This window comes from Frankia sp. CcI49 (assembly GCF_001983215.1).
In the GTDB taxonomy this organism is placed as follows: domain Bacteria; phylum Actinomycetota; class Actinomycetes; order Frankiales; family Frankiaceae; genus Parafrankia; species Parafrankia irregularis.
Map to the genome: position 1 here is coordinate 38,766 of NZ_MOWP01000017.1, position 20,395 is coordinate 59,160.

Below are 20,395 nucleotides of genomic sequence, written 5' to 3' on the forward strand. Positions count from 1 at the left end.
AACAGCCGATGACGCGCCGTCAGCTATGTCGCCCGCGCGCGCGACGGGTCCGGCGGCACCGGCGGAGGCACGGGTGCGGGCGACTACCCTGAGCGGTGATGACGCCCGAGACTCCCATGCCGGAAAAGGCCGATACGCAGGAGAACGAACCGCGGCGGGACGAACCGCCGGGGTCCGGGCGGTCGTCCGGGCGGTCGAAGGTCCCGGTCCTGGTGCTGCTCATCACCGCGCTGCATGTGGCACTTCTTGTGACCTACTCGTTCGTCTACACGACCTGGACGGGCTACGACGAGGCACAGCACGTCGACATGGTCTACGGCCTGCAGCACGGGGCCGGCTGGCCCGCCCCGGGCGAGAAGATGATCGCCACCGGCGTCGCCGCGACCTCCGACGACTTCGACCGCGGCCGGTTCCAGGACATGTTCCAGTCCGGCGGCAAGCGCCGCGGCTCACCGTCGTTCGCCGAGATCGCCCCCACCCCGCGCGGCGACCGGCTTTCCTTCGACGAGCTCGGCGGCGCCACGCCGGTCGACGACGGCCGGCTGTCGAACCAGATGATCCAGCACCCGCCGCTGGTCTACGCCATCGGCGCCGGCCTGCTCGACGTCGTGGCGGGCTCCGAGCACTGGGCCTACGACCAGCAGGTGCTCGTCCTGCGGCTGCTGAACATCCTGCTCCTCGCACCTGTGCCGCTGCTGGCCTGGGCCGCGGCGCGCAGGTTCGGGCTGCGCCGCCCGCTGGCGACCGCGGCGGCGGCGCTGCCCCTGGCGGTGCCCGGTTTCACCAGGGTCGGCGCGACCTTCAACAACGACGGCATCCTGATCCTCGCGACCGGCGCGCTCACCGTCGTCCTGGCCGGGGTCGTCCGCGGTGACCTGCGCCGGCGCACCGCGGCCTGGGCCGGCGTGTGGTTCGGCGTGGCCATGCTGTCCAAGGCGTTCGCGTTCGCGCTCCCGTTCACGATCGCCGCCGCCTACCTGGTCGGCTGGCGTCAGGCCCGGCGCGACCAGCACCCGGCCGGTGACGGGCGCCCCTGCGCCGGCCGGGTCCGGCTGCCGGTGCTGCCCGCCGTGATCGCGGTCGGTCTGGGGGTGGCGATCGGGGGCTGGTGGTGGGTCCGCAACTACCTGCTCTACGACGCCCTCCAGCCGAACGGCTGGGCCACCGACCCGCCGCGCCGCGAGCCGCTGCTGCTGCCCGACTCGTTCTTCACCTGGTTGTGGTACTTCGTCCGGACGATGATCAGCCGCTTCTGGGGTGGCCTCGGCATGTTCGAGCCCCCGCAGCTGTCGCCGATCGCGATCGTGGCCGCGACGGTGACCGTGATCGGCCTGTCCGTCACGGCCGTGGTCACGGCGGCCCGGCGCCGCGCGCCCGTGGCGGAGGCCGTGACGGAGGACGCGCCGGCGGCCGCAACGGAAGCCGCTCCGGACGCCGCGGTGGAAGCCAGCCCGAAGGCCGCGACCACGGCCAGCCCGGAGGCGACGACCACGACCGAGGCCACGACGGAGGCCACGACGGCCAGTACTGGGCTGGGCTGGATCACGCGGGCGGCCGCTCCGCTCGTGCTGCTCGCACCTGTGTTCCTCGCATACCTCATGGTCGGGCAGCGGAGCTGGGCCGAGTACGAGCGGTATACCCGGGGCATCGCGGTTCAGGGCCGCTACCTGTACCTCGGTCTGGTGGGGCTCGCGGTCGTCGTGGCCGCGGGGCTCGGGCGGTTGCTCGGCCGGCGGGCCCGGTGGGCGCCGTCGGTTGTTCTGCTCGGCGCTCTGGTGATGCAGGGGCTCGCGCTGCTCGCGGTGTGCAGCTACTACTGGCTGCCACGGGGTGTCCGTTTCGTCCCCACCCGGATTCCGGACGTCGTCTCCGCGATCGCCCGCTGGGCGCCGCTGCCCGTCGGTGTCACGATCGGCGCCTTCGTCCTGACCGGACTGCTGTGGGTCGGAGTTCTCCTTGTTTCCGTCCGAACAGCCCGGCGCGGCCCCGCCGCGACCAGCCGAACGGACGCGGGCGGGGAGACCACCGAGACCAGTCCCCAGCCCGACCAGGTGGCGTTGGCCTGACCGCGCCCTGGCGCGCCGCTCGCCCCGCAGCCGCCGACCCGATCAGGCACAGCCCACGCGCGTCACGTGACGGCGGCGGCGGGTTCCTCGGGGAGCTCGCGGTCGATGTGGTCGGCGTGGAACAGGGCCTGTGCCAGCAGACGGCGGACGTGCTCGTCAGCGGCGGAGTAGTAGACGAAGGTGCCCTCGCGGCGGCCCTTGACCAGACCGGCCAGCCGGAGCTTGGCCAGATGCTGGCTGACCGCGGTCGGCGCGGCCCYGGCGAGCTCGGCGAGGCAGGCGACTGACGACTCGCCCTGCAACAACGCCCACAGCACCCTGATCCGGGTCGGGTCGGCGAGCATCCGGAACGTCTCCGCGGCCAGATGCACCTGCTCCTCGCCCGGCATGTCGAACTCCGGCAGCGACGTGTGCACAGCCCAGCATAACCCGCCATCCATCTAGCTGAGTATCTTCATGCATACGCATATACGCTTGCAGCGTGACAGTTCACGTGGAGAGCACCGCCGCGCCTGTCCCGGACGCGCCTGTCCTCGACGCGCCCCCGCCCGCACGGCGAAGGCGAACCGGCATGCGGTCACTGCCGGAGGTACGTGCGGCGGCGGCCGCGGCCGCGCTGTTCACCCTGGGGCTCATCACGCACCTGGCCCACGGCCCGGAGGAGTTGTGGTGGGCGCTGTACCTGGGCTGCTATGTCGCCGGTGGAGCCGAACCCGGCGTCGCCGGGCTACGAGCGCTGCGGAACAGAGCTTTGGACGTCGACCTGCTGATGGTCGCCGCGGCGATCGGGGCAGCGGCCATCGGACAGGTCCTCGACGGCGCGCTCCTGATCGTGATCTTCGCGATCTCGGGGGCGTTGGAGGCGCTCGCGACCAGACACACCGAGGACTCGGTCCGTGACCTGCTCGATCTCGCCCCCGAACACGGCACCCGGATCAGCGCCGCCGGAGAGGAGATCGTCCCAGCCGCCGCGCTGCGGGTCGGCGACGTGATCCTGGTCCGGCCCGGTGAGCGGATCGGCGGCGACGGCGAGGTCGTCGCCGGCGCCAGCGAGGTCGATCAGGCCAGCATCACCGGCGAGCCACTGCCGGCGGACAGGCGGACCGGGGACCGGGTGTTCGCCGGCACCGTCAACGGCACCGGGGCGCTACACGTGCGCATCACCCATCCCGCCGGCGACACGCTGATCGCCCGCATCGTCACCATGGTCCAGCAGGCCAGCGCGACCAAGGCCCGCACCCAGCTGTTCATCGAAAAGGTCGAACAGCGCTACTCCATCGGCATGGTCACCGCGACGCTCGCCCTGTTCGCCGTCCCATTGATGCTCGGCGCCGACCTGCGTCCCACCCTGCTCCGCGCGATGACCTTCATGATCGTCGCCTCACCCTGCGCCGTGGTCCTCGCGACGATGCCCCCGCTGCTGTCCGCGATCGCCACCGCCGGCCGGCACGGCGTCCTGGTCAAATCCACCGTCGTGCTCGAGCACCTCGCCACCGCGACCCACATCGCCTTCGACAAGACCGGCACCCTCACCGACGGCAGCCCCCGCCTCGCCCACATCCACGCCCTCGGGAGCATCCCGGAGTACGTGGTGCTCGCCTGTGCCGCGGCCGCAGAGAATCCCTCCCAGCACCCGCTCGCCCGCGCCATCGTGACCGCCGCGCGCGACCGGGGCATCACCCCAGACACCGCCGAGGACTTCACCTCCAAGCCGGGACGGGGAGTCCGCGCCCGGGTGAACGGGCAGCTCGTCGAGATCGGCAGCCCCGCCCAGACCCTGCCCACCGCCGATCGGCTCAGCCTCGCGGGGAACCTCGTCGCCGCCACCGAGAACGCCGGCTACACCGCCGTCGTCGTCCGCATCGACGGGACCCCCGCCGCCGTCCTCGCCCTGGCCGACCAGACCCGCCCCGACGCGGCGGACACGATCGCGCGACTGACGGCGCTGACCGGCAACCGACCAGTCCTGCTCACCGGCGACAACCCGCGCGCCGCCACCCGGCTCGCCGCCGATCTCGCCATCAGCGACGTCCGCGCCGGCCTCCTGCCCGAGGACAAGGTCGACGCCGTGCGCGACCTGGAGGCCACCGGCGACCGGGTCGTCGTCGTCGGTGACGGCGTCAACGACGCGCCCGCGCTGGCCGCCGCACATGTCGGCATCGCCATGGGCCGTGCCGGCTCCGACCTCGCGCTCGACACCGCCGACGCCGTGATCACACGCGACGAGCTCGCCACACTGCCCGCGCTGATCGCTCTCGCCCGCCGCGCCCGCCGCCTGGTCATCGCCAACCTCGTGATCGCGGCGACCTTCATCGCCGTCCTCGCGGCCTGGGACCTGCTCGCCACCCTCCCGCTCCCGCTCGGCGTCGCCGGGCACGAAGGCTCGACCATCATCGTCGGGCTCAACGGCCTACGCCTTCTGCGGTCCCGCACCTGGGCCGCGCCTGGACGACACCCACGGTCATTCCTGACGACATCGCGTGTACTCCAACCCCCCGCGGGCATGCAACGTGATGCTACGAGTACGTTGAGTAGCTGAACGCGCCGAGGAGTCGCAGGCCGAAGTCAAGGCCGGTCGCCGAGCGAACAGATCGTGGCCACGTCCGGGCTCGTACTGGCACGGGCTGACATCCAGCAGGCACGGTGAGCTACCGGAAGATGGCGGAGGGGGACGTGTGACCGGTGCTGGACCGCGCGCCTCGACCGGGGGACCTCCCGGTCCCGAGGCACATCATCTCCGCCTCGTGCCGCCGGTGGGCGCTCGCCGCCGACCGATCGCCGCCAGGCTCACCACCGGCCTCTGCGGCGCCCTCTCCTGCCTGATCTTCGCGTTCGTGGTGGGGGGATTCGCGCTCTACGAGCACTTCGACCGCCAGATCAACCGGCTCCGGCTGAGCCTGGAAGGCGAGCGCCCCGCCGACCCGATCGAGGGAACGACCAACTTCCTGCTCGTCGGGTCCGACAGCAGGGCCGGCACCGGAAACGAGTTCCAGCACGACGGCGAGGTCACCGGGCAACGTTCGGACACCACGATCCTCGCCCACCTCGACGTGAACGGGACGACCACGCTGGTCTCCTTCCCACGCGACACCCTCGTCCACATCCCGGGGCACGGCCGGGACAAGCTGACCCAGGCGATCTCGATCGGCGGCCCGTCGCTGCTGATCCGCACCATCGAGCGGCTCACCGACATTCGCGTGGACCACTACGTGTCGGTCGACCTCGCGGGCTTCCGCGACATGACCAACGCGATCGGCGGGGTGACCGTCTGCGTGAAGGCCCTGCCGGACGGTTCACGGAGCAACCTGCACGACAACTGGTCGCAGTGGCGGGGCCGGGTCGGCGAGAACCACCTCGACGGCGACCAGGCACTCGCCTTCGTCCGGCAGCGCCATGGCCTGCCCGACAACGACTTCGACCGCATCCACCGCCAGCAGCAGTTCATCGGGGCGGTGTTCCGCAAGGCCACCAGCGACGGCGTGCTGACGAACCCGGCCCGGCTGGAGAGCCTGATCAGCGCGACGACGAAGTCCCTGACCATCGACGACGGGACGGACATCGACGACATCCGGCTGCTCGCGAAGCGGATGAGCGCGATGAGCTCCGACCAGATCAGGTTCGTCACGATCCCCGTACACGCGCCGACTCCCGCGGAGGGCGGGAACGCCGTCGGCGAGCTGCCCCGGTACGGATCGGTGCAGCTGTACGACCCTGCGCAGCTCAACGCGTTCCTCGCCCCGCTGCGCGGCCGGGCGCCGGCCCCGTCCGCACCGGCGCGGCCCGCCACGGCGGCACCGAAGGACGTCTCGGTCGACGTCTTCAACGCGGCCCGGATCGGTGGCCTCGCCGGCGCGGCCGGCGCGGACCTGTCGAAACTGGGCTTCCGGGTCGGCTCGCCCCGCGACTGGCCGAACGGCAGGCTCTCGACCAGCGAGGTCAGGTACGGGCCCGGGCAGGAGGCCGCGGCCCGCGCGGTCGCCGCCGTCGTGCCGGGCGCCCGTCTCGTCCGGGATGACGGTCTCGCCAGCCGGGTCTCGCTCGTGCTCGGCACGTCGTTCCAGCAGGTGCGGTCCGGGGCGGCTCCGGCGCCCGGCACCCGCGCGGCCGCCGGGATACCCGCACCCGGGTCATCCGCGTCCGCCACGGGCTCCACTGGCTCCATGGGCTCCCCCACGACGGCCGGCACCGCGACGACCGGCACCAGGACGAGCGCGCCCCTCACCGCAACGCAGCTGACCACCGGTTGTACCTACTGAGGCTGCCGGCCGACAGCCTGCCGGCCGGCGGACCGGCCGGCCCGCTGGAGGGCCCGAGATGGCGACCCCGAAACGGTGCCCGCGCGGTGTTCGCGCGGTGTTCGCGCGGCGGACGTTCGGGGTCGGTCCCGGGAGTCGGTAGCGTTACGTTCCACGGTGGATCAGCACCGCCGGCACACTCCGCCAGCGCCGCCACCCACCACCACCCGCCACCGGCACCACCCACCACCGGCACCGCCGACGACCGGATTGGAGACCGCGACCGTTGGACGTCCGGTTCGTCCCAGCTGCCTCGGTGCTCCGCGCCGTCGCCCTGCCCTCCGAGGCCACGACCGAGGCCGCGACGCAGGCACCCGCCGCGCCCTTCCCCGGGGTGGCCGCCGCGCTCGCCGCCCGGCTGACCCGCGACCCGGGCCGACCAATGGTCACCTTCTACGACGACGCCACCGGTGAGCGGGTGGAGTTCTCCACCGCGACCTTGGACAACTGGGTCGCGAAAACCGCCAACCTGCTGGTGGACACGGTTGGCCTGGCGCCCGCGGACGCCGTCGGCATCGACCTCCCCCCGCACTGGACGAGCTGCGTGATCCTCCTGGCGGCCTGGTCGGCGGGCATGGAGGTCCAGCTCGCCGTGAGCCCGGGAGGGCCGGTCGACGAGCGCGAGGCGAGCGGGCACGGCACGGACCGACACGGGGCGGGTGAACACAGGGCGGGTGAAGACGGGGYCGGCGCGCCACCGCGGCACCCCGGCGTCATCTTCACCAGCGAGGACCGGCTCGACATCGCGACCGCCCTCGACGTCGACGAGGTCGTCGGGCTTTCGCTACGCCCGCTCGGCGGCCGGCTGCGCGCCGCGGTGCCGGGGGTGCTCGACTACGCGGTGGAGGTCCCCCCGCACGGCGACCGTTTCGGGCCGCCACCGCCGCCCGCGGAGCAGGCGCGGCTACTCGGCCTCGCCGCCGCCGTGGCACGCCGCGACGCGCTGGGCCCGGAGGATCGCATCCTCACCGTCGGGGGGCCCGCCACCGTGGCCGGGCTGCTGGTCGCCACGCTGGTCCCGCTGGTCAGCGGCGCGTCGGTGGTGTTGTGCCGCAACCTGGACGACCTTGACCCGAAGGCGCTGGCGCGCCGGGTCGACAGTGAGCGGATCACCGCTGTCGACTGGTCGGTACCGCAGTCCCGCACCATCGGCCTGCCGTCCCAGGTCCGCAGGCTCCCCGCCCCCTGGTGACCCGCGCTGCCCTGTCCCCGCCCCAGGCCCGCACTCGAAGAGGCGATGGCCTGGGTCAGACGGCCGTGCCCTGCTTCCGGGCAGCGAGTGAGCTCTCGGTGATCTCCTGAAGCTCACCGGAGTCGACGTCATAGACGAAGCCCCGCACCGACGTCGATGCCCGCAGGAACGGTGACGAACGCAGCGTTCGGATGCCCTCCAGGACATCGACGGCGACGTCGGCGAACGCCCGGACCCGCCAGGGCGGACGGACGCCGGTCCGCCTGGCGAGGGAGTCACTGAACCCCTCGTCGCTGATCTGTTCCATGCCGCACCGGGTGTGGTGCACGAGAATGATCTCGGTGGTGCCGAGCGCGTGCTGGCTGACCGCCAGCGATCGCTCGACATCCTCGGTCACCACTCCACCGGCGTTGCGCACGATGTGCGCGTCGCCCTCGGCCAGGCCGAAGAGCGCCTCGACGTTGAGACGGGCGTCCATGCAGGCCACGACGGCGACGCCGGTCGCCGGCTGACCCGGCAGCGGGGGTCGATCGGGGGCGCCACCACGCAGTGCGGCGAAGTCCGCCGCGCGGGCCAGCAGGGTGCGGGTCGCACCCTGAGCGGGTCCGACATCCTCGGGCACGCTCATGACCGCAGGTCACCTCCGTCGGTACGTCGCTCACGCGGCATACCGAGCCGCGGAGGGATTGCCACTGCCCCAAGCATGCAGGGCCCGGACCCGCGCCGCCACTCACTCTGCCCCRATTGGGGGCGTGTGTGTCGCCCCCGAAAAGGAACTTCGTCACACATTCAGGGCATTTCTCCCCGCGAATGCCCTCACGGAGGCGGCCGCGAAGCCGACACAGATCACGCACGCGGTGCGAGTGACGTATCGATCGGGAGGCGACCGGGAACACTGTGACAGTGAACCGTCACCCAGCGCAGCCCTGGCCGGCTCCTGCCCGCATCCGGGCCCGGGCCGCCGTTCGTCCGGTCGTCTCGGCGTGTCGGCCTCGTCGGCGCACGGGAACGGCGGAATCATGACGCGGGCGTCGCGGGCGGCCCGCCCGGCGCAGCGGGCCTTTCACCCGCAACCGGCGTTCCACAAGCAAGGGACGCCGGTCCGTAAACGGACGCTTCGGGACCGCGACACGACCAGGACCCGCAGGCCCCGGCTCCGGGGGCGGCGATCGAGTCCGGACGAGTCATCTGTACTCTCTCCTGGTGGTCAAAATCGATGTTCGCAAAGTCGATCGGCGCCGCCCGTGGTGAGCCATCGGATGCCACGCTCACGGATTCAGGTGCTCATCCACGAGGTGGGCAAGTTCGGCATCGTCGGGGCGATCTGCTATGCGATCGACTTCGCCGTCTCGAACCTGTGTCACACCCTTCTGGGGATGGGGCCGCTCAGCGCCAAGACCGTATCGACGGTGATCGCGGCGACCTGCGCGTACATCGGTAACCGGCAATGGTCCTTCAGCCATCGCGCGCGCACCGGAGTCCGCCGTGAGTACAGCCTCTTCGTGGTCCTGAACGCGATCGGTCTGGCGATCGCGCTGGCGTGCCTGGGCTTCGCCCGGTACGTCCTGGGCCTCGAAGGAGTGGTCGCGTTCAACCTGTTCGGCAACGTTCTCGGTACCGGGCTGGGCACGATCTTCCGCTTCTGGGCCTACAAGAAATACGTTTTCCTGCATCCCGACCACCCGAAGGTGGCGGCCCCGCCGCTCAAGGACCAGCGGATTCCCGAACCCGCCGGCCAGGCCTGACTGGTCCGCGGAAGTGGCCCGGCCCGAGGCGGATCACCGCCGGGCCGGGCCTCTTCTTGTCCCGCCTCCGCCCCGCCGGGACAGAAAGGGAACAGGTTGGTTCCGGTACCGATCAGTTCTCCTGCCGGCCGGCTGCGCTAGGCTCGCGTCACCAGCCCATGCACAGCGTGCCGAGTTCTCCACCAGAGGTGACCTGGTCACCCCGGTACAACGCACGGCCCGCTCAAGGTCCAGGAGGGTGCGCCGTGACGCGGCCGACACTCGCATCACCCAGGCCCGGCGGACGCCCCCGCGACGAGAGCAGGGACCACACCATCCGCCAGGCGGCCCTCGAGCTGCTGGCGGAACACGGCTACGACGGCGTGACCATGGACCGCGTGGCCACCCGCGCCAAGGCCGGGAAGGCCACCATCTACCGGCGTTGGCCTTCCAAGATCGCGCTTGTGATGGATGYGCTCACCCAGTTCACCGAGCAGACGCTTCAGGTCGCCGAAGCCGACTCGATGCGCAAGGAACTGGTCGCCTTCCTGTCCGCCTTCGCGGACCTGGTCGGCCACGCACAGGGCCGGATCATGGCCGAGGTCGTCTCCGAGATGCCGCGCAACCCCGAGCTGCGCGCCGCGGTGCGCGAACGCATGTGGAATCAGCGCATGACCACATCGGAAGGCATCGTCAACCGCGGCATCGCCCGCGGCGAGGTCGGTCCGGCCGCCGATCCGAACATTCTCGTCGAGGTCGGCACGGCGATGATTCTGCAGCGGCTGCTCATCACCGGGGATCCGGTCGACGGGGCCTTCGTCGAGCACATCGTGGATGACGTGATCCTGCCCTACGCACGCGGCGTCTGAATCTCACCGTGGCTCGGCGCAAGCCCCGCGGCGGCTCACCCGCGGCGGATCCGGGTACCCCGACTCCGGACGGCAACTGCGGGCAGTGACCGTGTTGAAACGCTGACCGGATGGTCATGTCCGGAAAGCGACCCGGACCAGCTCAATCTCCGCGTTGCTCCTACTCTTGGGCGGGCACCAAAGTCGAACCCGCACCGGCCACCCGTCAATCCACGGCGGACCACTCCCGGACCGGGCACGGCCGGGCGCCCGCAAACGCCCAGCAGCTCGACGCCCGGAACCTGGCCACCCATGCACGCGGCGCCGTCACGCGAGGGCCGTCCAGGTTCCATCGCGCCACCACCGGACCGGTCACACCGGCCGTGGGCGGCGCGACAAAGGCACAGCGCGGTACAGGCACATCAGGAGGGACGTCATGCAGCCACCGAACCCGGGTCAGCACGACCCGGACGCCGAAACCCGGCGGGCCGACAGCGGCGGTCCCGGATTCGGTGGTGGTCCCGGATACGACGACGACGCCGTGACCCAGATCGCCGGCGGCGGTTCGACACCTCCCGGCTCCTATCCGTCCGGTCGCGGCGGCTACCAGCAGCCGGGGGGCGGGGCGGCCGGCGGGCAGCAGCCACCGGCCGGCGCGGGCTACGGCCAGCAGGCGTACCCACCGACCGCCGCCTACCCGCAGACCGGTGGCGGCTACCCGCAGACCGGCGGCTACCAGCAGGGCGGTGGCTACCCGCAGACCGGCGGGTACCAGCAGGGCGGGTACGGCGATCAGAACCAGCAGGGCTACGCCCAGACCGGCGGCTACCAGCAGGGCGGCGGCTACCCGACCGAGGGCTACCAGCAGCCCGGCTACGACCAGGCCGGCTACCAGCAGGGCGGGTACGGCCAGGCGGGCTACCAGGGATACGGCAACCAGCAGGGCGGCGGCTACCAGACCGAGGGCTACCAGCAGCCCGGCTACGACAACTATCCCCCGGGGGGCTACCCGGGCAACCAGGGAAGCCCCGGCGGGCCCAGCCAGAACAACCGCCGCAACATCATCATTGTCGCGGTCGCGGCGGCCGTCGCGCTCGCCATCGCCATTCCGGTCGCCCTGATCGCCACGAAGGACTCCGGTAACGACGATCCGTCCGGGCCCGTGGTCGCGACGTCGCTGTCTCCTTCCGTGACGACGAGCGCCACGCCGAGCTCGTCGCCGTCACCGACGGCGACCAGGACGTCGGCCGCCCCCACCCCGACGGAATCGGCGAGTTCCGGGTCCTTCACCAGCAGGCAGTCAGCACTGGTCGCCCAGCTGGACCCGAGCACGATGACCGACTGCGAGCCGAATTCCGATGGCGAGGACGAGAACATCGACGCCTCGGTGACCTGTACCGCCGCGGACAACGGCCTGCCCGTGGCCGCATACCACTATTCGAGCACAACGGGCCTCACCGACGACATCAACAGCCGTAAGTCACTGGTCACCGACCAGGGCGAGTGCTCGAGCGGCGATCCCGACATCTTCACCTGGAACGTCGGCGACGGCCCGGTCCAGGGAACCGTGATCTGCTTTTACAACCAGAACAACTTCTTCATGTTCTGGAGCTACGACGACGATCTGGTTTCCTTCCTGACGGTGACCGACGGCAACCCGACCGCGCTGCACGAGTGGTGGCGCACCTTCGACCCGATCTAGTCGACGGGTCCACACCGTTCCAGCCCCGTCTCGGCCGGCGGGAATCGACGCGGAACCGTGGGTGGGGGACGTCCGGGCGCAACATCGGACGCCCTCCGCCCACACGGTCGCGGCCGGTTTCCGCACCCGCCGTCGCATCAACAACCCACGATTCACGCCGATACCTGACAGTCGGTGGAGCATGTGCGCCTAGGCTGACTACGCACACCGTCGTCGGCAGATATCCCGTATCCCGGTCACCCCGGGCGGGAAACGCTGTTCGTCCCACATCCGACGTCGCCGGCACACCCGGCGTCACTGTCCGTCCCGGCTTCACCACTTCCGGCCAGATCCCCTCCCAGGAGGAATCGTGCCCAGCCAGAGCCCCGGCGATGGCGCGTCGCCCGCCTTCGAGCCACCTGCCCCGTACGGCCCGCCGCAGCCGGGTGGCCCGCGCTCGGACGGCCAGTGGTCAGACAGCGAGCAGCCGGTTGGCCATGAGCCGGTCCCGATGCCGGACGACGACGTGACGGATGACGACGCGGACGAGGCGGGCAGCACCCAGGTCCTGCGACCTTCCGACCTGGGTGCCGGTGGCTTCCTGCTCCCCGGAACGCACCCGGGTGGGCCCGCCGCGCGAGGCGGCCTCCCGGGGCTGTACGCACAGCCGACGGCCCCGACGCCCACTCCCCCACCGATCAGCCCGCTGCCGCTACCGCTTCCTCTCCCGCCCGCGCCGCGTTTCGACACGCCCGGGCCGGAGGTGGCGGCTGCGCTGCCCGACGAGGACGCCACCTACCGGTTGGCCCCGCCGGGACCGGCCCCGGCGGCCCACCGGACCGCCCAGCCTCCACAGCCGGTCAGCCCGCCGGACGACACCGATCAGTTCACCGTGACCGGTCCACCAGGACCGGCCGACGGCACCCTCGACACCCCGCCATGGCAGGCCTGGCGAAGCGGCCCCGCGCAGCCGCCCCAACCGCCCCAACCAGCTCAGCCACCTCAGCCGCTCCAGCCTGCCCAGCCGCTCCAGTCGCCGCAGGGACCCCAGCCGCCGCGGCACGGCGGCACGGTGCCGCCGCCGCTGACCGGGCCGCATCCACTGCCCCCGCCACCCGGCGAGTCGTTCACCGTGCGACGTCCGTCGCAGGAAGCCCCCGACCAGGTCACCGGCGGGCCGGCCTGGCCGACGCCGTCGAGGTACCCGGCCACACCCACACCCGCGGGTGGCGGCCTGAACCCGCCGATCCCACCCAGAATCACCACGCCTGGTGGCCCTCTCGGTGGTCTGAGCGGCCTTGACGGCCCGACCGGGTCGGACGGTAGCGGCTGGGGCGGTGGGAACTGGGGCGATGGTGGCTGGAATCGCGGTGGCCCCGCTGGCGACATGCCCGGGCGATCCTCGCAGCTGCCCGGGCCGGGCCTGGGCGCGGGCGACGTGCCCGAGCCGCCGACGCGCCGGGGCCGCACCCTGGCCGTGATCGGCGCGCTGGCCGCGGTCGTCGTGATCGTGGCCACCATCGGCATCGTCGTGACCACGCGGTCCGACGACAGTGCCGAGACGACCCCCGCGGCCACGGCACCTGCGAACGATCTGGCCGCGCCCGCCCCGAACAGCTCCGCCGGTGCCGGCACCGGGCAGAACCCGGCGGCCACGGCCGCAAGCCCCGAGGAGGCCCTGCGCTCGCTGCTCAACCCGGTCACGATGACCAGTTGCGCAGCCCCGGCCAGCAGCGACAGCCCCTACGCCGACGCCACCCTGCAGTGCGTCGGCGCGGAGGGTGTCGAAGTCCTCGCGTACCACTTCCCGGACCCGTCCGCCCTCGACCGCCAGATCGGTGCGCGCGCGACCTACTACACCGACGCCGGCAACTGCGACGAAGGCCAGGAAAGCGTCGAGGAATGGACCTCTCCGCAGGAACCGGGCGGCGGGGCTCGCCTCTGTTACAAGTACGCCGACCGCTTCGTCACGTTCTGGAGCGTCGACCGTTCACTGGTCGCCTTCTCCGCCTCGGATCTGGACCCCGCACGCCTGGTCACGTGGTGGCACAGATTCGATCCCATCCGCCGCTGACGGGAGGCAGCTGTGGCCCGAGTGACGTCGATCCGCATGCTGGTCCCAGCAGTCCTGGCCGTCGCGGCCCTGGCCTGCGCGGGTGTGCTGATCGGGCTGGCCGCCCTCGACAGCGGGTCGTCCGGCCCCGCGGCCGGGCAATCCACGCCGTCGGGTGCCGCACCGAGCCCGGCGGCGTCGCCGGCGGCAACCGGGAGCCCGGGACCTGACGATGGCGCGGCGCTGAGCGAGGCCGAACGCGAACTCGCCGCCAGACTGTCCTCCTTCGAGCTGACCGACTGTGTGTCGGCCACGGCGGAGGCGACCAGCTCGTCGGCTGCCCGCGGCCCGACCAGCAGCGCGGCGACCGGCGTCGTGGCGGCACTGCGCTGCGCTCCCGGCGTCGCCGGGGGCGGCCGACCACCCGCGGAGGTGATCGTGCTCGGCTACGCCGACAGCCCCGCGATGGCCGCCGACGCCGCCCGGCGGTCCACCGCGACCGTGGATGTCGGTTCCTGTGAGGCGGGCCAGACGAGCAGCGAGGCCTACCTGTTGCCGTCGCGGCGGTCGGGAACGTTCGTCTGTGAGGCCGCGGCGGGCCGCTTCACCGCCTACTGGACGATCGACCGCGAGCGGGTCGGCTTCATCGCCGCGACCGACGACCCGACCGGCCTGATCACCTGGTGGCGCACGTTCGACCCGCTCTGACGTCCTTCCCGGGCGGCTCCGTCAGCCGCCCGGGACGTCAGCCGCCGGAACGCCGGCGGAGATCGGCCGCGTCGGCGAGCTCGCGCAGCGTGGCGTACACCCCCTCGACCCGCGGGACGTGGGTGAGGATGATCGGCCCACGCTGGCCGGCGCTCTCGATCGACAGTGTTCCGGCACCCACCAGCCGGTCGGGCAACGACTGGTCCCAGGAGACGTTGCTGAGCCAGACGAGCGGGATGTCGCGGCCGGTGTGGTTCACGACGCCCTCACGGATGATCAGCCGCTCGGTGGTGAACACGAAGTGCGTCGTGATCCAGCGCAGCCAGGGCGCCACACCGAAGTACCCGATGGCGGCCAGCCCCAGTGCCAGGACGAGGTACTGGAGCGCCTCCCTCGCGAAGTTGTCAGGCACGAAGAAGACCCCGAGGGTCATCAGCGCGAGCGCGGTGACGACGGAGAGCACGGGCAGCACCAGGCTGCCCCAGTGCGGATGCAGGTGGAGAACCACCTCTTCGTCGTCGGTCAGAACGTCGTCCGGAAACGCCACCGCCAGATCTTCGCATCCCGGACAGGCCTGTCCCAGCAGTGCTCGCTCAGCACCCAGGCAACTTCGCGCAGCGCCCGGTCAACTTCGCGCGGTCCCCGGTCAACTTCGCGCGGCGCCCCTCCGCACGGCGCCTGGTCAACGCAGATGGATCACGTCGGCGGCGCTGAACGCGCGGCCGTCGACCACGAGCCGGCCGAACTCGTCCACGTCGGTGGCCGTCCCCCGGACGGACGTCCCGTCGGGAAGCTCGACCCGCACGAGGCGGCCCAGGGTCGTGCAGACCTCCCGGTACTCACCGCGGGCCCCGTCGGGCGCCTGCTCCCACCGGGAGATCGCGCCGACCAGGTCGGTGAGGAGCGCGGTGAGGAGCCGCCCACGGTCCAGCAGGGCCGGCTCGACGTCCCGCAGCAGCAGGCTGGTCGAGCGCTCCGGCAGCTCGTCGGCCAGCGCGGTCACGTTCAGCCCGAAGCCGATGACGGCCGCCGGGGGGACCCCTGGGCCGGGTGCGAGCTCCACCAGGATCCCGCCGAGCTTCTCGCCGTCCACCTGCAGGTCGTTCGGCCATTTGAGCACCGCCGGCAGCCGCGCGTACGAGCGCAGGGTCCGCACCAGTGACGTGCCGACGACCAGCGGCAGCCAGCCCAGCCAGCGGGTGGCGACGGCCGGGCGGACGAGCACGGACACCATGAGCCCGGCGCCGACCGCGGACTGCCACGACCGGTCCATGCGCCCCCGCCCGGCGCTCTGCCGCTCCGCGACGAGGACGACCACCGGATCACTGGCCAGCTCACCGGCCAGCTCATCGACCGGGTCGCTGGCCGGGCTGGCTGGGACGCCGCCTGGCGGCATCACCGCGGCTCCTCGGTCCGTCGGCACCGGCAGCCCCGTCGAGCCCCGGACCCCGCGGGCGAGGCGGACGAGCTCCGCGTTCGTCGAGTCGATCTCGTCGACCACGGCCAGGACGACGCCGAGCCGCGCGAGCGGCGGCCCGAGCGCCCCCGCGCCCAGCGGGCGGCGCAGCCCCGCAAGCTCCGGCCGGCGCCCGGGCGCGGAAGCGGTCACAAGCCCATCATCAGGCCCGCGACCTGCGGCGCAGGCTCCGGAGGCGGGATCAAACGGGGGTGTTGGTCGTCCATCTGAGTCGATCGGCACAGCGGGCACGGGACTACCTTCCCAGAGGCCAAGTGAGACGGTCTCCACATCAATCGAGCGCGTGGGCCACCGCCCGCCGTACGCTTCGCTCTATGGCTCTCCCGGCTTCCGCGCACGAACCCACGCCCGAACCGCACAGCACCGCCGGCCGGCTTGCTCGATTGCAGGCCGTGACCGAAGAGGCTGTCCATGCCGGTTCGCAGCGGTCGGTGGACGCGCAGCACGCCAAGGGCAAGATGACGGCGCGGGAGCGGATCGAGGCGTTCCTCGACCCGGGTTCCTTCGTCGAGACGGATGCCTTCGCCCGGCACCGTTCGCACGACTTCGGGCTGGACCGCAACCGCCCGTACGGCGACGGCGTCGTGACCGGCTACGGGACGGTGGACGGCCGCCAGGTCTGTGTGTTCAGCCAGGACTTCACCGTCTTCGGCGGGAGCCTGGGCGAGGTCTTCGGCGAGAAGATCGTCAAGATCATGGACCTCGCGCTGCGGACCGGGGTGCCGGTCGTCGGGATCAACGACTCCGGCGGCGCGCGCATCCAGGAGGGCGTCGTCTCGCTCGGCCTGTACGGCGAGATCTTCTACCGCAACGTGATGGCCTCGGGTGTCGTCCCGCAGCTTTCACTGATCATGGGGCCGTGCGCCGGGGGCGCGGTGTACTCGCCCGCGATCACCGACTTCACCCTGATGGTCGACCAGACCAGCCACATGTTCATCACCGGCCCCGACGTGATCAAAGAGGTCACCGGCGAGGACGTCGGCATGGAGGAGCTGGGCGGAGCGCACACGCACAACTCGCGCAGCGGCGTCGCCCATTTCCAGGCCGCCGACGAGAACGACTGCCTGGAGCTGGCCCGGGCGCTGCTGTCCTACCTGCCCTCGAACAACATGGACGAGGTGCCCGCCTACGCCGAGGTGGCCGATGTCGAGGCGGAGGTGGACACCGAGCTCGACACCTTCATTCCGGACTCGCCGAACACCCCGTACGACATGCACCACGTGATCGAGCGGGTTCTGGACGAGGAGGACTTCCTCGAGGTCCACGCCCAGTTCGCACCGAACATGATTGTCGGCTTCGGTCGGATCGACGGCCGCTCGGTCGGTGTCGTCGCCAACCAGCCGATGCAGTTCGCCGGCACCCTGGACATCGACGCCAGCGAGAAGGCCGCACGCTTCGTGCGTACCTGCGACGCGTTCAACATCCCGGTACTGACGTTCGTGGACGTCCCCGGATTCCTGCCGGGTACCTCGCAGGAATGGAACGGCATTATCCGGCGCGGCGCCAAGCTCATCTACGCCTACGCCGAGGCGACCGTTCCCAAGGTCACCGTCATCACCCGGAAGGCCTACGGCGGCGCGTACGACGTCATGGGTTCCAAGCACCTGCGCGCCGACATCAACCTCGCCTGGCCGACCGCGGAGATCGCGGTCATGGGCGCCCGCGGCGCCGTGAACATCATCTACCGCCGCGAGCTCGCGGGCTCGGATGCGCCCGACGATCGCCGGGCCGAACTGATCGACGACTACAACGAGCACTTCGCTACGCCGTACATCGCGGCGGAGCGCGGCTACCTCGACGCGGTCATCCAGCCCTCGGTCACGCGGCGCGAGGTCATCCGGGCACTGCGCCTGCTGCGCACCAAGCGCGCGACGCTGCCGCCGAAGAAGCACGGCAACATCCCGCTGTAGCGGCCGGCCGGTCCGCGGGGGCCGGGAGCATGCGCAGCATCGAGGCAGACAGCGCGGGTCCGAAGCGGGACCACGGACGAAGTACCGAGGAGGGCGGCCGGTGGCAGACAGACCCGAAGAGCCCGCGGGCCGGGCGCACCTGCGGCTGGTCCGCGGCGACGCCTCGCCGGAGGAGATCGCGGCGCTCGTGGCCGTGCTGGCCGCGCGGGCCGCGTCGGGCCCGCCGGCGGTTCGGGCCAGATCCACCTGGGCCGACCCGGCGCTGGCCATGCGTGGCAGGCTGACCGCCGGCCCGGGAGCATGGAGCCGGTCGGCCCGCACGGCCGGCCAGCGCTTCCCGGCAGGTAGTTGACAAATCGGTTATGTGAGAACAACCGGCGTGCGGGCCGGCGGTGGGCTAATTTGTTTCACCGCTGCCGGCAAAGAAGGAACACGGTACGGCCCGACTCGCCCAGACTCAGGCCGGACGAGACGGGAGGAATGTGCGTAAGATCCTCATCGCCAACCGGGGCGAAATTGCCGTCCGGGTGGCGCGGGCCTGCCGCGACGCGGGTTATTCCAGCGTCGCCGTGTATGCGGAGCCCGACATTGACGCCATGCATGTTCGGGTCGCCGACGAGGCCTACGCGCTGGGTGGGTCGACCCCCGGTGACTCGTACCTGAGAATCGACAAGATTCTGCAGGCCTGCGCCAGCTCCGGCGCGGACGCGGTGCACCCCGGCTACGGTTTCCTCTCCGAGAACGCGGATTTCGCCGAGGCCGTGATCTCCGCGGGTCTGACCTGGATCGGCCCGCCGCCGGAGGCCATTCGCCGGCTCGGTGACAAGACCGCCGCCAGGCACATCGCGCTCGCCGTCGGCGCCCCGCTCGCCCCGGGCACCGCCGATCCGGTGGCCGGTGTGGACGAGGTCGTCGCCTTTGCGAACGAGCACGGTCTGCCCGTCGCCATCAAGGCGGCGTTCGGCGGTGGTGGCCGCGGCCTCAAGGTCGCGTGGACCGCCGAGGAACTGCCCGAGCTGTTCGAGAGCGCCGTGCGCGAGGCGGTCGCCGCCTTCGGCCGCGGCGAATGCTTCGTCGAGCGCTACCTGGACCAGCCGCGCCATGTCGAGACGCAGGTGCTCGCCGACACCCACGGCAACGTCGTCGTCGTCGGCACCCGCGACTGCTCGCTGCAGCGCCGCTACCAGAAGCTCGTCGAGGAGGCGCCCGCGCCGTTCCTCACCGAGGCCCAGAACACCGAGCTCTACGAGGCGTCCAAGAAGATCGTGCGCGAGGCCGGCTACGTCGGCGCGGGCACCGTGGAGTTCCTCGTCGCCAAGGACGGGATGATCAGCTTCCTGGAGGTCAACACGCGCCTCCAGGTCGAGCACCCGGTGACGGAGGAGACCTCCGGCGTCGACCTGGTCCGCGCCCAGTTCCGCATCGCCGAGGGCGAGGCGCTCAACCCGGTCGACCCCACCCCGCGTGGGCACTCGATCGAGTTCCGCATCAACGGCGAGGACCCCGGCCGCAACTTCCTCCCGGCCCCGGGCACCGTCACCACGTTCACCGCCCCGGCCGGCCCCGGTGTTCGGCTGGACACCGGTGTCGAGAGCGGCAGCGTGATCGGCGGGGCGTTCGACTCCCTGCTCGCCAAGCTCATCATCACCGGCGCGAGCCGCCAGGAGGCCCTGGAGCGGGCCCGCCGCGCTCTCGACGAGATGGTCGTCGAGGGCATGGCCACCGCGCTGCCGTTCCACCGCGCGGTGGTCCGTGACCTGGCGTTCGCCCCGGAGGCCGCGGACGAGCCGTTCCGGGTGCACAACCGCTGGATCGAGACCGAGTTCGACAACACCATCCCGCCCTTCACCGGTGGCACCGATGCGGACACCGCCACCGATCCGCGGGAGACGGTGGTCGTCGAGGTCGGCGGCAAGCGTCTCGAGGTCGTGCTGCCCGCCGGTTTCGGCGCGGGCGGTGGCGGTGGCGCGGCCACGGCGGGTTCCGCGCCGAAGCGCCGGTCCGCCGGCAAGGCTGCCTCCAAGGTCACCGGCGATGCCCTGACGAGCCCGATGCAGGGCACCATCGTCAAGGTCGCGGTCAGCGACGGTGACACCGTCGAGGCCGGCGATCTGATCGTCGTGCTCGAGGCGATGAAGATGGAGCAGCCCATCAACGCCCACCGCGCGGGAACCGTCGGCGGGCTCACGGCAGCGGTCGGGGCTGTCGTGACCAGCGGCGCCGTTCTCTGCGAGATCAAGGACTGATCTCGCCCGACGGGCACCTGCGGCGGCGTTCCCTCCCTCACGGGCGGGAGCGCCGCCGCTGCCGTTGCGGGGCGCCACGCAGGTGCGCGCGGACACGGGCGGGCCTGGCGGCAGGAGGCGTGGGCGGGCCCGGTGGCAGGAGACGGCGAACGGCACGCGACACCCGCCGATTCGTGGACGGCACGCCGCGCTGGG

General features: G+C 71.8%; 16 protein-coding genes. 12 read left to right on the forward strand and 4 right to left on the reverse strand.

Annotated elements, in window-relative coordinates; translation table 11 throughout:
- The first annotated feature begins 98 nt into the window (after positions 1-98).
- Positions 99-2,066, forward strand: coding sequence for a glycosyltransferase family 39 protein (locus CcI49_RS15530; protein WP_076827736.1), 1,968 nt, complete (start codon positions 99-101; stop codon positions 2,064-2,066).
- A gap of 62 nt (positions 2,067-2,128) precedes the next feature.
- Here the strand turns inward: CcI49_RS15530 and CcI49_RS15535 are convergent, their stop codons facing one another.
- Complete coding sequence (locus CcI49_RS15535; protein WP_076827441.1) at positions 2,129-2,482, reverse strand: metalloregulator ArsR/SmtB family transcription factor; 354 nt, start codon at positions 2,480-2,482, stop codon at positions 2,129-2,131.
- Positions 2,483-2,637: 155 nt separating this feature from the next.
- Between CcI49_RS15535 and CcI49_RS15540 the strand changes: the two genes are divergently transcribed.
- The 3 genes from CcI49_RS15540 to CcI49_RS15550 all read left to right on the forward strand — a co-directional run bounded on the left by CcI49_RS15540 (position 2,638) and on the right by CcI49_RS15550 (position 7,553).
- Entirely contained in the window at positions 2,638-4,605 is a 1,968-nt protein-coding gene (locus CcI49_RS15540; protein WP_063793303.1) for a heavy metal translocating P-type ATPase, read from the forward strand.
- A gap of 214 nt (positions 4,606-4,819) precedes the next feature.
- Complete coding sequence (locus CcI49_RS15545; RefSeq protein WP_235498378.1) at positions 4,820-6,322, forward strand: LCP family protein; 1,503 nt, start codon at positions 4,820-4,822, stop codon at positions 6,320-6,322.
- A gap of 265 nt (positions 6,323-6,587) precedes the next feature.
- A complete protein-coding gene (locus CcI49_RS15550; protein ID WP_076827443.1) occupies positions 6,588-7,553 on the forward strand; it encodes a TIGR03089 family protein in 966 nt (321 codons plus the stop codon).
- Between the two features lie 55 nt (positions 7,554-7,608).
- On the opposite strand, the gene CcI49_RS15555 is transcribed toward CcI49_RS15550, so the two are convergent.
- Positions 7,609-8,181, reverse strand: a complete 573-nt coding sequence (locus CcI49_RS15555) for a carbonic anhydrase (RefSeq protein ID WP_054570550.1) — start codon at positions 8,179-8,181, stop codon at positions 7,609-7,611.
- A 631-nt stretch (positions 8,182-8,812) separates the two neighbouring features.
- Between CcI49_RS15555 and CcI49_RS15560 the strand changes: the two genes are divergently transcribed.
- The 5 genes from CcI49_RS15560 (at position 8,813) to CcI49_RS15580 (ending at position 14,567) form a co-directional block, all read left to right on the forward strand.
- Positions 8,813-9,298: a GtrA family protein gene (locus CcI49_RS15560; protein WP_054570549.1), complete on the forward strand. Its 486-nt coding sequence runs from the start codon at positions 8,813-8,815 to the stop codon at positions 9,296-9,298.
- A gap of 245 nt (positions 9,299-9,543) precedes the next feature.
- On the forward strand, positions 9,544-10,146 hold the full coding sequence (locus tag CcI49_RS15565; protein WP_076827445.1) for a TetR/AcrR family transcriptional regulator: 603 nt from the start codon (positions 9,544-9,546) through the stop codon (positions 10,144-10,146).
- Positions 10,147-10,561: 415 nt separating this feature from the next.
- The gene (locus CcI49_RS15570) at positions 10,562-11,827 is read left to right on the forward strand and encodes a hypothetical protein (RefSeq protein WP_054570547.1); all 1,266 of its coding nucleotides are present in this window, start codon (positions 10,562-10,564) and stop codon (positions 11,825-11,827) included.
- Between the two features lie 349 nt (positions 11,828-12,176).
- Positions 12,177-13,880, forward strand: a complete 1,704-nt coding sequence (locus tag CcI49_RS42085) for a hypothetical protein (protein WP_054570546.1) — start codon at positions 12,177-12,179, stop codon at positions 13,878-13,880.
- Positions 13,881-13,892: 12 nt separating this feature from the next.
- Complete coding sequence (locus CcI49_RS15580) at positions 13,893-14,567, forward strand: hypothetical protein (RefSeq protein ID WP_083749530.1); 675 nt, start codon at positions 13,893-13,895, stop codon at positions 14,565-14,567.
- Between the two features lie 37 nt (positions 14,568-14,604).
- Here CcI49_RS15580 and CcI49_RS15585 read toward each other — a convergent pair whose 3' ends face one another.
- Together CcI49_RS15585 and CcI49_RS15590 are read right to left on the reverse strand one after the other, a co-directional pair.
- Positions 14,605-15,114, reverse strand: a complete 510-nt coding sequence (locus CcI49_RS15585) for a PH domain-containing protein (protein ID WP_054570545.1) — start codon at positions 15,112-15,114, stop codon at positions 14,605-14,607.
- 135 nt (positions 15,115-15,249) lie between these two features.
- Positions 15,250-16,176, reverse strand: a complete 927-nt coding sequence (locus CcI49_RS15590; protein ID WP_241840087.1) for a biotin--[acetyl-CoA-carboxylase] ligase — start codon at positions 16,174-16,176, stop codon at positions 15,250-15,252.
- A gap of 182 nt (positions 16,177-16,358) precedes the next feature.
- Between CcI49_RS15590 and CcI49_RS15595 the strand changes: the two genes are divergently transcribed.
- From CcI49_RS15595 to CcI49_RS15605, 3 genes are all read left to right on the forward strand, one after another.
- Positions 16,359-17,954: an acyl-CoA carboxylase subunit beta gene (locus CcI49_RS15595; protein WP_076827449.1), complete on the forward strand. Its 1,596-nt coding sequence runs from the start codon at positions 16,359-16,361 to the stop codon at positions 17,952-17,954.
- Between the two features lie 100 nt (positions 17,955-18,054).
- Positions 18,055-18,306, forward strand: coding sequence for an acyl-CoA carboxylase epsilon subunit (locus CcI49_RS15600; RefSeq protein WP_054570543.1), 252 nt, complete (start codon positions 18,055-18,057; stop codon positions 18,304-18,306).
- Positions 18,307-18,436: 130 nt separating this feature from the next.
- A complete protein-coding gene (locus tag CcI49_RS15605; RefSeq protein WP_054570542.1) occupies positions 18,437-20,200 on the forward strand; it encodes a biotin carboxylase N-terminal domain-containing protein in 1,764 nt (587 codons plus the stop codon).
- Positions 20,201-20,395 lie beyond the last annotated feature (195 nt).